This is a genomic window from Acidobacteriota bacterium (assembly GCA_039030395.1).
GTDB lineage: Bacteria > Acidobacteriota > Thermoanaerobaculia > Multivoradales > JBCCEF01 > JBCCEF01.
Window position 1 is genome coordinate 40,730 of record JBCCEF010000019.1, and the last position, 14,012, is coordinate 54,741.

12 protein-coding genes are annotated in these 14,012 nt (G+C 66.5%); 7 read left to right on the forward strand and 5 right to left on the reverse strand.

Going from position 1 to position 14,012, the window contains the following annotated elements:
• The first annotated feature begins 38 nt into the window (after nt 1-38).
• The 5 genes from AAF481_15750 (at nt 39) to AAF481_15770 (ending at nt 4,418) form a co-directional block, all read left to right on the forward strand.
• Entirely contained in the window at nt 39-1,517 is a 1,479-nt protein-coding gene (locus AAF481_15750; GenBank protein MEM7482631.1) for a sigma 54-interacting transcriptional regulator, read from the forward strand.
• Between the two features lie 296 nt (nt 1,518-1,813).
• Complete coding sequence (locus AAF481_15755) at nt 1,814-1,969, forward strand: hypothetical protein (GenBank protein ID MEM7482632.1); 156 nt, start codon at nt 1,814-1,816, stop codon at nt 1,967-1,969.
• A 29-nt stretch (nt 1,970-1,998) separates the two neighbouring features.
• A complete protein-coding gene (locus tag AAF481_15760; protein MEM7482633.1) occupies nt 1,999-2,436 on the forward strand; it encodes an ATP-binding protein in 438 nt (145 codons plus the stop codon).
• A 13-nt stretch (nt 2,437-2,449) separates the two neighbouring features.
• Complete coding sequence (locus AAF481_15765; GenBank protein ID MEM7482634.1) at nt 2,450-2,803, forward strand: STAS domain-containing protein; 354 nt, start codon at nt 2,450-2,452, stop codon at nt 2,801-2,803.
• A 37-nt stretch (nt 2,804-2,840) separates the two neighbouring features.
• The gene (locus AAF481_15770; protein ID MEM7482635.1) at nt 2,841-4,418 is read left to right on the forward strand and encodes a SpoIIE family protein phosphatase; all 1,578 of its coding nucleotides are present in this window, start codon (nt 2,841-2,843) and stop codon (nt 4,416-4,418) included.
• Between the two features lie 176 nt (nt 4,419-4,594).
• Here the strand turns inward: AAF481_15770 and AAF481_15775 are convergent, their stop codons facing one another.
• The 3 genes from AAF481_15775 to AAF481_15785 all read right to left on the reverse strand — a co-directional run bounded on the left by AAF481_15775 (nt 4,595) and on the right by AAF481_15785 (nt 6,883).
• Nucleotides 4,595-5,938, reverse strand: coding sequence for a metallopeptidase TldD-related protein (locus AAF481_15775; GenBank protein MEM7482636.1), 1,344 nt, complete (start codon nt 5,936-5,938; stop codon nt 4,595-4,597).
• Nucleotides 5,939-6,027: 89 nt separating this feature from the next.
• The gene (locus AAF481_15780; protein MEM7482637.1) at nt 6,028-6,519 is read right to left on the reverse strand and encodes an SRPBCC family protein; all 492 of its coding nucleotides are present in this window, start codon (nt 6,517-6,519) and stop codon (nt 6,028-6,030) included.
• Nucleotides 6,497-6,883 (reverse strand): metalloregulator ArsR/SmtB family transcription factor, encoded by a 387-nt coding sequence (locus tag AAF481_15785; GenBank protein ID MEM7482638.1) that lies wholly within the window; start codon nt 6,881-6,883, stop codon nt 6,497-6,499. The genes AAF481_15780 and AAF481_15785 overlap by 23 nt, the downstream gene beginning before the upstream one ends.
• A 109-nt stretch (nt 6,884-6,992) precedes the next feature.
• On the opposite strand from AAF481_15785, the gene AAF481_15790 reads away from it, so the two are divergent.
• Nucleotides 6,993-8,693, forward strand: a complete 1,701-nt coding sequence (locus AAF481_15790) for an amidohydrolase (protein MEM7482639.1) — start codon at nt 6,993-6,995, stop codon at nt 8,691-8,693.
• Nucleotides 8,690-9,442, forward strand: coding sequence for a protein-L-isoaspartate(D-aspartate) O-methyltransferase (locus tag AAF481_15795; protein ID MEM7482640.1), 753 nt, complete (start codon nt 8,690-8,692; stop codon nt 9,440-9,442). Before AAF481_15790 ends, AAF481_15795 begins: the two co-directional genes overlap by 4 nt.
• Before the next feature lie 19 nt (nt 9,443-9,461).
• Here the strand turns inward: AAF481_15795 and AAF481_15800 are convergent, their stop codons facing one another.
• Both AAF481_15800 and AAF481_15805 read right to left on the reverse strand, forming a co-directional pair.
• On the reverse strand, nt 9,462-11,750 hold the full coding sequence (locus AAF481_15800; protein ID MEM7482641.1) for a class I tRNA ligase family protein: 2,289 nt from the start codon (nt 11,748-11,750) through the stop codon (nt 9,462-9,464).
• A gap of 120 nt (nt 11,751-11,870) precedes the next feature.
• Nucleotides 11,871-13,907 (reverse strand): VCBS repeat-containing protein, encoded by a 2,037-nt coding sequence (locus tag AAF481_15805; protein MEM7482642.1) that lies wholly within the window; start codon nt 13,905-13,907, stop codon nt 11,871-11,873.
• Nucleotides 13,908-14,012: the final 105 nt, after the last annotated feature.

A 14,012-nucleotide genomic window follows, 5' to 3' on the forward strand; every position in this document is an offset into this window, starting at 1 on the left:
TCGCGGCCCGCGAGTCACCACTTCGATAGAATTTCGCCATGACCTCAACCGGTGTGGGATTCGCCGAAAAGCGGCGCATCCTCCAGCTCGAGACCCTCTACGACCTTTCCCTGGCGCTGCACGCTCAGCAGCCCGAGGGGGAATTGGTGGAGGAATTGCTCCAGCGGGTGTGCGCGGTGCTCGATCCGGCCGCCGCCCTGGCCGTGACGCGCGACGCCTACGGCAAGCCGCAAGCGGTCGCCAGCGTTGGCTGGGTTGAGTCGTCTCCGGGCGGCGAAACGGTGCTGGCGGATCCGCTGTGGCACGACCTGCTGGCCGAAGGGCGGCCGCTCCGCCGTACCTCGGGAACCGTCGCCGGGCGGCCCTTCAGTGAGCTGATGGCGGCGCCTCTGGCTTGCCGCGGTGTCTTTCTGGGGCTGATGGCGGTGCTCGACAAGGAGGGCCGCGGTACCGAGGAGCCGTCGTTTTCCGACGACGATCGCCGCTTCCTGGATTCCGTTTCGGTGCTCGCCGGGGTGGCCTTGGACTCGGTGCGTCAAGTAGAGCGCCTGGCGGAGCAGCGGCAACGGCTGGAGGAAGAGAACCAGGCCCTGCGCGGTCAGTTCGCCGATGAGGTCGGCGGCCGGAAGATCATCGCCCACGGTGCTCCCATGCGGCGGGTTTTGGAATTGGCGGAACGGGTGGCGGCGCGCGGCATCAGCGTGGTGGTGCGCGGCGAGAGTGGCACCGGCAAGGAAATGTTGACCAAGCTGATCCACTTGCGCTCCGGCCGCGAGGGGTCATTGATCGCCCTCAATTGCGCGGCGCTGCCGGAAGGGCTGCTCGAAAGCGAGCTGTTCGGCATCGAGCGCGGGGTAGCGACCGGCGTCCAGGCGCGGCCCGGCAAGCTGGAGCTGGCGCACGGCGGGACGCTCTTTCTCGACGAGATCGGCGACATGCAGCCGGCGGTGCAGGTCAAGCTCCTGCGCGCGCTACAGGAGCGCGAAGTGGTGCGCGTCGGCGGCCACAAGGCGGTTCCGGTCGACGTGCGAGTGATTGCCGCCACCCATCGAGATCTCGAAGAGATGGTGCGCCGGGGCGAGTTTCGGGAGGATCTCTACTACCGTCTCAAGGGCATCGTCCTCGAAGTGCCGCCGCTGCGCGAGCGCAAGGGCGACATTCCTCACTTGGTGCGCTACTTCACCGAGTCCTTCTGTCAGCGAGAGGGCCTTGGGGTGCCGCCCTTCCGAGCCGACGCCTTGACCCTGTTGATGAGCCACGACTATCCGGGCAACGTGCGCGAACTTCAGAACCTGGTGGAAGGAGCCCTGTCGCTGGCCGAGGGAGAAGTGAACGCGCCACTGGTGCGCTCACTCCTGGGAGGCGAAGCGGACGACCTGGGGCCCGAAGCCCTCGACCTCGCCACGGTGGAGAAGCGCCACATTCGCCGTGTGCTGCAGATGACGCGGGGCAACAAGACGGCCGCGTCGAAGATCCTCGGTCTGGATCGAAAAACCTTACAGAGAAGGGGCTTTTGAGGGAATCTCCTATATTCGCTGGTGCCCTTGCTTATCGCATTGGGTCATAATGTCGCATGCGAGTCACTATGACCCAATTTCTCTTCAGCGGTACAAGATGGGGCGCTGTTCCTCATTGCATGTATACGTCTGAATAAAAAGTGCGACATTCTGACCCATCATTAGGTGCCACCCGTTTGTCAACAATCGGGTGGCACCTTGGTAAGTACTTGGGAGGATTGCCTTTCTGGCTGATCGGATGAGCCTGGCAGCGTCCTTGCTCCTCTCTGGGTGAAACAGAGAAGGAAGAGCCGATCATGCTAGAGTCCGTTCGCAGACAATTCTCCGTTCCGCGCCTTTCATCGAAGGTCTTCGTTGCCGTGGGCACCGCGGCATCGTTCGGATGGTTGCTGATGAACGACATGATTCACCCCATCGTGATCTACGCTCTCGAGTTCTACCTCACCTTTTAGGGTCCTTTCCACGAGCACCTCGGAATAAGATGGCTGAGCAGGCCATACTGAGGGAGGTCACTTTGACGCTCCCGCTGGCACAGGGCGCTGAGATCGCGGCGAGCAATGCCGCGACGGCGATGGCTGAGTTGATGAGCATGAGCGCCGACCGAGTCGACGAGGTACGCTTAGCCGTCATCGAGGCGTGCATCAACGCCATCGAGCACAGCAAGACGCCGGACGGCACAGTCTTCATCACTTGCGAGATTCTGGGTACCGCCGAGCCCGAAATACTGCGCATCACAGTGCGCGACGGCGGCATCGGGTTCGAGCCGGCCGAGGTCGAAGATCCTGACATCAGCCAGAAGATCGGCGACGAGAACAAGCGGGGTTGGGGGCTCAAGATCATGCGTGGGTTGATGGACGATGTCGAGTTCGATTCGAGCGAGCGTGGAACAAAAGTGGTCATGACGAAGGCGAAGGCATGATGGGAACCTGGAGATGACCGAGACTCTGAAAGTCACCGTCGAGCAGCACAATGGCGTGGCGGTGATCCACACCGAGGGCTACATCAACAACCAGGGCGGCGAGGAGATCGCCCGGGTGGCCTACCGTTTGGTCGATGAAGAGGACCAGAAGAACCTGCTGCTCAATCTGGCGGGCACTAAGATCGTCAACTCCATCGGCATCTCGATTCTGATCGAGATCATCGAGCGTATCCTGGAGATCGAGGGCAAGCTGGCCTTCTGCTGCCTCACTCCTACCATCGAGAAGACCTTTCACATCATGGGTCTGGCCCAGTTCGCCGGTATTTTCGAGGATCAGCAGGCGGCCCTTGCGGCCCTCGAGTCCTGAGGCCTTCCGGCGGCTCTGACCTGACGGAAGCGCGCCTTTGACCCAACGCACCGGGCCGGGAACATCGTCTATCCCCATCTCCGGACTGGCCGCCGAAGGCGGTAGCCGGTCCTCCCTGCAGCGCCTGCTCGAAGGTTGGCGGTCTCATCTGGGAGCCGAAGCGGTCGCTTTCTATCGTGACCGCCAGGGCGGTTTCGAGCGCGCGCTGGTGTGCGGTGAACCAGGCGAGGACCCGTTTCCCCATGAGGGACCGGACGATGCTCGGTGCACCTCCCGCATCGAGGTGCCGGGTGGTGTACTGGTCGCCCGCGGCGGCAGTGAATCGGCCTCCGAGGTGCCGCTGGTGGCGGTGGCGCTGGAGGCGCTGCTGCGCGCCGAGGGGCTGGACCGCGAACTCAAACAGCATCGTTTCCAGGCGCGATTCCGGGGCGTCGAGCTGGAAGCGCTCTACGAGGTGGGGCTGTCCATCGCCGCCACCCTCGATCTCGATCAGCTCGCCGAAAACGTCCTCTTGCAGACTGTGTCGCTGCTCGATGCCCGGCGTGGTGCCCTCTACTTGCGGGAAAACGATCGCTACGTTTTGCGACAGACCTTCGGCGGTTCGGCCCTGGAGGAGTTGCCGGCCGACGGACCGCTGGCCGAAGAGCTGCTCGCCATGGACGACAACGCGGAGCCGCCGGAGGGTCTTCTTCCGGAAGTGCGCCACGCGCTGGCGGTGGAAGTGGGGGAGCGCGGCGGTGTGTTGGTGGTGGGTGACAAGGAAAGCCGCCACGGCATTGGACCGTTTCAAGACGAGGACCGGCGAACGGTTTCGCTGTTCGCCAACCAGTCGGCCATCGCGATCGAAAACGCCCGTCTCCACCGGCACGCCCTGGAGGCCGAGCGCCTCGGCCGCGAGATGGAGCTGGCGGCGGAGATTCAGGGGCAGATCCTGCCGGATCGCCTGCCGGAGGTGGCGGGGCTGGAGATGTCCGGCTGGAACCGGCCGGCGCGCCAGGTCGGCGGCGACTACTACGATCTGGTGTTGACCGGCGAAGGCCGCCTCGGCATGGCGGTGGGCGACGTCACCGGCAAGGGCATGCCGGCGGCGTTGATGGTTTCCACCCTGCACTCGTCCCTCGCCCTGCTGCGCGACCGCAGCGACCTCGGCCCGCGGATGGTGGAGCGGTTGAACCATCATGTGTACGAGAGCAGCGCTTCGAACAAGTTCATCACCATGATCGTCGCCGAGATCGACGCCACCAGCGGCAACCTGCTGTACGTCAACGCTGGCCACAATCCCGGCATGTTGGTGCGCACCGACGGCTCCGTGGAGCACCTGACCTCCGGCGGACTGCCCCTCGGCCTGATGCCCGGCGGCCGTTACCAGGCGCGCTCCATCGTCCTGGAGCCCGGAGACTTGCTGTGCTTGTACTCGGACGGCATCACCGAATGCGCCGCGCCGGACGATGAAGAATTCGGCGAGGATCGCCTGGAGAGGCTGCTCGGAGAACAGCGCGACGTGCCGCTGGAAGAGATTCTCCAGACCATCGAAGGCGCCGTCGACCGCTTTGGCGCCGGCCTGCCGCAGGGGGATGATCAGACCGTGGTGCTGGTGCGCCGGCGGCGGACCTAGCCCGACCTTCTCACCAGCCTTCTGCTGCGAGGGCGGACGCACCTGCATCTGCTGCGTCCTTTGGCCTCTCCGCTCCTCGACGTACTGAAAGTACGACTGCGTCGCTTCGAGGACCAAACTCCTTGCAGCTACAGGCGCCTGCGCCCTCTCGCGACGAAGTTGGTGAGAAGTTCGGGCTAACCGTTCCCGACGACCCCCATCGCCTCCGGGAAGGACACCGCCGGAGTGACGATGGCGCCCAGGGCGTCGTCGCCCATTGCCAGGCAGACGGTGCGTCGCCCGATACCGGCGATGCGCGAGAAGAGCCGCGACAGGCGGTCTTCCCACAGCAGCTCTCCAACCGCTTCGCCGCGCACGCCGTCGCGGATGCGGCGCACGCCACGCGCCCGCGCCCGGAAGGCGAGGGTCGCCGGGTCCCAGCACTCCACGCCGTCCAGCCAGCCGACCCACAGGCCCTCGCCGACGCTCTCGGCGAGCTGCGCGTCCTCCAGCGCGCCGGCTTCGAGGAACAGGTGGGTGCCGAAGGCGTCGTCCGACGACACGGCCAAGGGAGTCACCGGCCGCCCGAGCACTGGCGCCAGGGCGTGGTCCACCGCCGGATTGCGCACCACCCCATCCACCACCAGATCGAGATTGCGCTTGCGGGCGCCGAACAGGTCGAAGGGGAAGGGCAGGCCGCCCGGGTCTTCGCCGCGGTCGCGCAGGGTGAAGGCGGCGTCGAATACTTGGTGGCCGAGGGAGCCGGCCACCCACGAGGTGCCTTCCCGGAAGGAGCGCGACGACAGGGCGTGACGGTTGAATAGATCGAGCAGGCAGGACATTGCCTCTGGCGAGAGCACCAGGCCGTAGGGTGCCTCCGGCAGAGAAGAGGACGTTGCCCGGGAGCTTCCCCGACGGCCGCGGGCGCGCTCCAGGGTGTCGCCGCCGTCGAGCTTTGCCAGGCGTCGGGCGGATGATGCGGCGCGGCCGGCGGTGGCCTGTTGGCCGCTGGTGACTCGCAGGGTGGCGCCGGTGACCTCCGCCCGGCGCCGCAGGCCGCGGCTGTTGGCGACCACCGAGCGCACTTCGACGGTTTCGAGGTCGGCCTGTTCGTCGCTCTCCAGCCGCTGGCCGAGAACCGCATCGAGATCCGGGCGGTCCGGCGCGGCGATGGCCGGGTCCCAGCTTTCTTGGTGGGCTTTGGCGTCCCTGCCGCGCTTGGAGATCGGCCTCACGTCGCGGCCGTCCGGCTGCAGGCGGGCGAGGCCCAGGGCCTCACGCACGGCGCTGGCCAGCTCCCCGGGGGTGGCGAAGGCGGTGCGGTAGGAGCCGTGGCGCCCGCGCTCGTTGATGCGCACGATCACCGTGCGGGAGTGCCGCGCCCCGGGGGAGGTGTCCGCCGAACCGTCAGCGTTCGAGACCGTCGTGCGGTGACGGGCTTCCAGCCAGGCGATCTCCGTCTCGTCGGCCGGCGAGGCTTCGAGGGTGCGATCAATGCGCTGCTGAATCTCGGCCAGGGCGAGGAGCTCGTCGGACTGCACGAAGGCGAGCTTAGCAGTGTCTCTCGGGCCACCGGCGACCGGCCGAGGCGCCTCGGCGGGCCGGTTCCGGTGGGCGGCTGCCGCCTTGGCTAGGTCCTGGCGCCTTCTTCCTTGGGCCACGCGTCTTCGGACAGAGTCTTGCCGGTTTCGAGCAGCGTCTTGAGGTTGCAAGCGACCGCCGGCCAGCCTGTGGTCACGTCCAGGTGCATGTCCGATCCGGCCTCCAGGTCGCTGTGGGTGATGGTCAGCCGGGTGTCCGGTCCGAGGGCCTCGATCAGATAGGTGACCCGCGAGACCTTGTTTGCGTCCTCGGCGTCCTTCGGGGCCGCCCAGGTGACGACCAGCTTGCGCGGCGGCTCGATTTCGATCACTTCGCCGACGATGTCGACGATGCCGGAACCATCCGGCCGCTGGTGCTTCCAGCTCGCGCCGACGGTCCAGTCGGATACGTTGTGGCGGCCCCAGTACTGTTGGGTGAGGTCGTGGTCCATCAGCCCGCTCCAGACGCGCTGGGCGTCGGCGGCAATGTAGGCGACGTAGACGAAGTCAGGGGCTTTCTCACTGGTTTCGGTTGCCGGCACGGTCTTCTCCTGATGACGTTTTGTGAGTGGAGGGACGGGGGGAAGCCGAGCTTCGGGCTGCGGACTCCAGCTGTTCCTTGAAATCGACGATGGCGTCCAGCCGTACATCTTCGAATTTCCCGACCCAGCGCCGGACGATCTCGGCGATCGGCACCGGATTGAGGTAGTGCAGCTTCTCGCGGCCGCGGCGCACGGAAGTGACCAGATGGGCCCCTTCGAGGATGCCCAGGTGCTTGGCGACCGCCTGCCGGGACATCGGCAGCCCGTCGCTCAACTCCCTCAGGGTTTGCCCGTTGCGCGCATACAGGCGGTCGAGCAGGCGGCGGCGGCTCACGTCGGCCAGGGCGCGGAAGACGTCGGACATGGCGAAATGATAGGTAACCATTTGATTGCATGTCAAGAGTGCAGAACCGATCGTCGATGGCTTGTCCTTTGCACAGGTAGGGGTCAGAATGCGGTCCGTGATGAAGACCATGAAACGACAAGTCCTTGCCCCGCTTAGCCTCTCGCTCTTCGCCCTGCTGATGATCGGGCGGGTTACCGGTACGCCGACGGCCCGAGCAGAGGACACCGCCGACCTCATTTTGGATCGCGGGGTGTTCTATCCGGTGGTGCCGCGGGAACCGGTGGCAGGCAGCCTAGCGGTGCGCGACGGGCGCATCGTCTATCTCGGTCCCGCCGCGGGAGCCGGCGCTCTGCGCGGGGACGACACCGAGGTGGTCGATCTCGCCGGGAGGGTGGTGATCCCGGGTCTGATCGATGCCCATTCGCACCTGGCCGCCCTCGGGGCGGCTCTGGTGCAGGTCGACCTGATGGGCGCGCCGACCTTTGAAGAGGTGGTGACCCGCATCGTGCGGGCGGCCGAGGGTCTCGCCCCCGGCGAGTGGGTATTCGGCCGCGGATGGGACCAGAACCTGTGGCCCGGCAAGGCCTTCCCGCACCATCGGGCTTTGAGCGCCGCGGTGCCGGATCACCCCGTGTGGGTCAACCGGGTGGACGGACACGCCGCCTTGCTGAACGCCCGGGCGATGAGTGAGCTGGAGATTCCAGCGGACGTCGTGGATCCCTCCGGCGGTCGGTTCCTGCGCGACGACGCGGGCGCCCTGACCGGGGTATTGATCGACAACGCCATGGATCTTCCGCGCGGCAATTTGCCGGCGCCTTCGGACGAAGAACTGCGCCGCCGCATTCGCCGCGCCGCCGACACCTGCGTCGCCCTCGGCTTGACCACCGTCACCGACATGGGGGTGGGAGATCCGACCATCGAGGCCTATCGGGCGTTGGCCGAAGCCGGCGAGCTACCGCTGCGGGCGGCGCTCTTCCTAGGTGACTTCGATGAGCTCCTCGACGCCTGGTTTGAACGTGGGCCGTGGATCGACCCGCAGGGCCGGGTGACGGTGCGCGGCATCAAGCTCTACGCCGACGGTGCCCTGGGCAGCCGAGGCGCCGCCCTGATCGAGCCCTACAGCGACGACGAGGGCAACCTGGGCCTGCTCACCGCCACCGGCGATCATCTGCTGGAGGTGGCGAAGCGGGCGCTCGAAACGGGCTTCCAGGTGGGCATCCACGCCATCGGCGATCGCGGCAACCTGGTCACTTTGGATGCCCTCGAAGCGGCCTTCGGTGAGCCGCGGCCGGAGGCGCGCTTCCGCATCGAGCACGCGCAGGTGATGCGCCTGGCGGACATCGAGCGCATGGCGCGCCTCGGCGTGATCGCTTCCATGCAGCCGACCCACGCCACCAGCGACATGCCCTGGGCCGGCGATCGCGTGGGGCCGCGGCGCCTGGCCGGCGCCTATGCCTGGCGCAAGGTGCTCGACGCCGGCGGCCGACTCGCCTTCGGTAGCGACTTTCCGGTGGAGCGTCCGGATCCGCGCCTCGGCCTGTACTCGGCCCTCACCCGACAGGACCTCGACGGCCAGCCCGCCGGCGGCTGGCTGCCGGGGGAGCGGCTGACCTGGCCGGAAACTCTCCAAGCCTTCACCCTCGACGCCGCGTATTCCCTCTTCTTGGAAGACGAGATCGGTTCTCTGGAGATTGGCAAGCGGGCCGACCTGGTGGTGTTCGAAGGCGATCCCGGCCGTCTTTCGCCGACCGCGATTCCGACCCTCGCCGTGGACCTGGCGGTGGTCGACGGCGAAGTGGTCTATCGACGGGAGGAGTCCATTCCGTGAATCCAAAGTCCTTGCGCCCGAAGATCCTCCGTAGCGCCTCCCTCGCCGCTCTGCTGGCGGTGATGGCGATCACCTTGCCGGCGGCGAAGTCGCTGGCGCAGGACGAGTCTCTCCCGGATCTCCGGCGCTCGATGGTGGACGAAATTCGGACACGCGGGGTCGCCGATTCCCGAGTGCTCGATGCGATGGTCGCGGTGCCGCGCCACGATTTCGTGCCGGCATCCCAGCGCCCGAAGGCCTACGAGGACAGCACCCTGTCCCTCGGCCACGGCCAGACCGTGTACCAGCCCTACATCGTGGCGCTGATGACGGAACTGCTGGATCTCGGCCCGAGCGACAAGGTGCTGGAAATCGGCACCGGCTCCGGTTACCACACGGCGGTGCTGTCGCGCGTTGCCGGCCGGGTGTACTCGATGGAGATCATCGAGCAGTTCGCCCGCGACGCCCGCCGGCGCCTCGACCGCCTCGGCTACAACAATGTCGAAGTGCGGGCCGGCGACGGCTACCAGGGCTGGCCCGAGGCGGCGCCTTTCGACGCCATCATCCTGACGGCGGCGCCACCGGAGTTGCCTCAGTCCCTCGTCGACCAGCTACGGGTGGGCGGCAAGATGGTGGCGCCGGTGGGGGAGTTCTTCCAGGACCTACGGGTGATCAAGAAAACCCGCGACGGTATCGAGACGGAGAGCGTCATTCCGGTACGTCTCCAGCCCATGGAGCGGCAGGAGAACCGCTCTCTCGTGCCCCCCTGACCGCCGGACGGACGACGTCCTATCCCCATAGAGGGGGAGGGCGCAACTGCTGGACGGGCATCGAGCCGTCCCCCTGAAACCCTTTTTGAGGCGCATCGGAATCCGGCGGCGGCCGCGCTGGCCGAAGAAGACCTCTTTCCGAGTGAGGCGCGATGCCCTCGGGATCAGTACCTTGGTCCGGCAGCGGCGCAGAGGGTGGAGTGTCCGACTGGAGGTAGTCCGTCAGCGACGCGATGACCTCTTGGTGGAAGTCACCCAGCTGCTGCCCGGTGGGCACCCAATCGAGGGCTGCCTGCCAGCTTCCTTCGGCCGGGCCTGCACCATAGCCGAGAGTCCGCCACAGGCGCTCCGCCGTCTCCGGCATGAGAGGCGCGGCGACCAAACCCAGGACCTTGACGGCTAGAAGTTCCAGGGCTACGGCGGTACGCCACTCCTCGCTGCGGCTCGGTACTTCAGCCCACTCCGTTTGGCCCTGGCCGAAGCGGCGTCCCTCGCGCACGATCTCACTCATCACCACCACTGCCCGCTGGGGTGAAAAGGTTTCGTCTCCCCAGGCGCCGGCGGCGTCTTCGACCAGGGCTTCAAGGCGGCGGTAGAAGCGCCGCTGCTCCAGCGTCCACTCGCCGGCGCCGGGGACCTTCGACCCGAGGCGGGTGGCGCGTTCGGCCACACCGTCGAGCCACGACTGCCAGTGTCCGGCAAGTTCGTCGTCGAGGGCTTGGCGGAACTCCTCGAGGGTGAAGTCGGTCTCTTCCCGCTCCGGCGCGGTACGGGCCAGGTAATAGCGCACCGCGTCGCGTGGCGCTTCGGCGAGCAGATCGCGGGCGAGAATGCGGTGGCCGCGACTGGTGGAGAACTTGAGGTTCGCCAGGCGATAAAACTCGTTGTTCAGATAGGCCGCCGGAAGCTGGAGTTCCGGATCCCAGGCTTTGAGGAGCGCCGGGATGAAGAGCGCGTAGTAGAAGCTGTTGTCGAAGCCGAAGCACTGCACCACCCGGCCGGAGTCGCTCTTCCAGTGCGTTGTCCAGGCATCGGCCGGTTCTCCCCGGGCGGTCAGCACCTCTTTACTGTAGGCGATATAGCGCGGCGCCATTTCGAGCCAGACGTAGATGCGGTGGTCTTCCCAGCCGTCGATGGGCACTTCGATGCCCCAGTCCGTCGGATGGGTGACGGCCAGATCCGGCAGGCCGTCCGCCAGGATCGCCGCGCAGAAGCTCGCCAGGCGGCCGCCCATGGAGACGGTGCGCAGGTGGGTGCGCAGGGTTTCCGAGTGGCGGGACAGGGGAAAGACCAGGCGGCTGATCGGCACGCGAATGGGTGTCGCACCGCAAAGGTTGCAGGCGGGGTCCAGCAGATCCGGGCCGTCGTGGACCCGGCCACAGTCCTCACAGGTGTGGCCCACCATGGCGCTCTTGCAGTGCGGACAGCTCCCCTTGAGGAATGCCTCCCACAGGTATCGGTCACAGTGCGGACACCAGGGACACTCCGTCAGCCGCTCCTCCAGGTGGCCCGCCTTCCAGAGGTCCCGGACGAAGCTCTGTACCGTCGTGATGTGGTGGTCTGACCGCTGGGGCGAAGGGAAGGCGGCCAGGTCGATTCCCGCCGCCTGCAGGGTCTCTTCGATCGCCGTGGCGTAGAGGTCCGCCGTTGCCGCCGGATCGCGGTCGATGCGCCGCCCTTCGGCTTCGACGAAGATCGAATAGTCGTCGCTGCCGGTGACGAAGGTGGCGTCGATGCCGCGCAGGCGGAGAAACCGAGCGTGGACGTCGCCGGCCAGATACGGACCCGAAAGGTGCCCCAGATGGAGATCGCCGTTGGGGGTCGGCGGGGCGGCGGTGACCAGGGCTCGGTCGATCGCCGCTGGGGTCTCCTCGTTTGCACCCAGACCGGCCGCGCCTAAGCCGGCCGCGCCTAAGCCGGCCGCACCCTTGCCGGTCCAGGTGGCACGGTCTTCCCACCACACGGTGAGAAACACCAGCTCCTCGCTGTCGGAGGGGTTGGTCAGCCGATGGTTGTCGAAGGGGCGGTGAAAGGTGACGTCTCCGGGGGAGACTTCGAAGCGATCGTCGCCCACCTGCATCCTGCCGGCACCGCGGAAGATGAAGAAGGATTCGAGTTCCTGGTGGGCATTGGCCTGGGTGGATTCGCCCGGTGCGAGCACCGCCCAGGCAGCGCCAAAGGGTGGCTCGTCCACCACCCCCTGCCAGGGGTAGATCATTTGCAGGTCGACGTTGTAGGCGTGGACGAAGGATGCCGGATCGAGGCGGCGAACGACTTTGGAGTGGGGGCGGACGGCGGAAAAGGTCACGGCGAGAGACCTCCTGCTCTGGAATACCGGAGGCGGCCTGCACCACCTCCGAATGGCTGAGGGATTCGACGAAAGGCCGGCGGCCAGAGGCCGGCCGCCGGCGGATTCGTCGAGCACCGGTCAGTGGTTGCGGCGTTCTTCGATGTAGGCCCACAAGGCGCTCTTGAAGAACCGCCGCTTCTCGTGGCGATCGAGAACGCCGGCCCGCCTTAGATCGACGAGGGACCGGACCACGCAGCTCACATAGCGTCCGAAGCGCGGCTCGTCGAAGCGGCAGGGAATCTCCGGGAAGATGATCCGCTCGCCCGGTCGCACGTAGTGGAGACGATTGACTACGCCGCCCGGCCACAGCACGTCAACGGTGCCCCACCGGGCGTCGCCCATGCCGAAATGGGCGCTGAGCGAGTCCTGCGACGAGTAGCTCGAACCGCCGACGATGGGGCGTAAGGCGGTCGCGCCGCCGTGCGGTGTGAAGGACACCACCGCGCCGATGCCGTCGCGGTTGACGCTGCCTTTGCGGGTCAGGTCGATCGTGCCGAGGGTGGTGATGTCCGCCCAACCGTTGCCGTTGTCGCCGCTCGAGATCTCCACCGCCAGGGTGCCGTCCACCAGGGTCGGGTCGGTGTAGGTCTGGAACCCCGGATTGGAGCTGCCGGAGAAGGCCAACTCGATCCCTGCGACGTCGTCGAAGGGTGATCCGAAAGGCCCGATGACCGCCGAGAAGAGGAGGAAGATCTGCTCGACGACGTCGAAATTCGACACCGAGACGATGTCCTCGAAGCCGTCCCCGTTGAGGTCGCCTACGGCCACCCCCTGCACCGTGCGCTTGTAGTGCTCGGTGGCGAAGGCGCCGGAGTCCCAGGAGAATGTTCCGGAGCAGTTGCCGTCGTTCTTCAGCAGGACGCCGGGGTTGTCCTCGACGATCAGGGAGAACAGGTCGACGCCGCCGTGGTAGACGATGTCGCTGTCGCCGTCGTTGTCATAGTCGAAGATCGAAGTTCCCCAGCCGAAGGGGGTCATCGCCAGGTCTCCGACGCCCGGATCCGAAAAGGTGCCGTCGTCGTTGCCGAAGAACCAGCGCGAGGGCTGGCCGCCGGGTCCCAGGTAACCGAGGTTGGTGGAGAAGAAGTCGAGGTTGCCGTCGCAGTTCAGGTCGCCGAAGTCGAGACCCATCCAGCCGCCGAAAATGTCGAGGCCCACCTGCAGGGTGATGTCCGTGAAGCGGCCGGTGCCGTCGTTCTGGAAGATGCGGTTGTAGCCGCGCTCCTCGGAGGCGTCCTGCGGCGCGCCGCCCTGATTGTCGGCGGAGACGATGTCCTGGTCGCCGTCGAGATCGATGTCGACCATCGCGATGGCCCAGCTAAAGGCTGCGTCGGGCATGTTCGAGACGTTCTGGATGCCGGATGAGGCACTGACGTCCTCGAAGGTATTGCCGCCCAGGTTGAGGTAGAGCTCGTTGTGTTCCATACCGTCGTAGGTCGGTCCGATGGTGAACACCGGGATGCGGTGATTCCAGTTGTCATAGGTGTTGGCGACCACCACGTCGAGCAGGCCGTCGTTATCGATGTCGCCGAAGGAGCAGCCGGTGGACCAGCGGGCGACATTGCCGACGCCGGAGAGGTCGGTGATGTCCAGGAAGGTGCCGTCGCTCTGGTTCTCGAACAGGCGGCTACCCTCGCCGCTGCCGAGCACCAGCAGATCCTGATCGCCGTCGTTGTCGATGTCCCCGGCGCAGGCGCCGGCGGAATCCTGGCCGAAGGCTCCGACGCCGGCGGCCCCGCCGACATCCACGAAGGTCACCGCGCCGGTCTCCTCGAGTTGGTTGACATATAGGGAGTTGTCGACGCCGGGACCGTTGGTGACATAGATGTCCTCGTCGCCGTCGCGGTCGAAGTCGAAGAGCACCACGCCGGGATTGCCGCGGCCCTTCTGCGGCGTCAGGTTGGTGCGGATGTCGCGGAAGTCCGCCAGCGGAATCGGCGACAGGGCCACCGCTGCATCGCGCTGGGTGATGCGCGCCGAGGGAGCCCGTCGGTAGGTGATGCCGGCACCATCGTCAGCGGCAATGTCCTGGAACGTCACGCCGCCGTCGGCGAGGGCGGCGAGCGGTACGCCACAGAGGGCGGTGGCGAATAGCCATGCGGTTTTTCTGATCATCGGTCCTCCTTGTAAGGGTCCTTCAAAAGCAAGCTTCGAATCACCGGATCGAGCCGCGTGAATTCGGTGCTGGGTCAAACACTGTGGATCGATGACGCTGCCCTT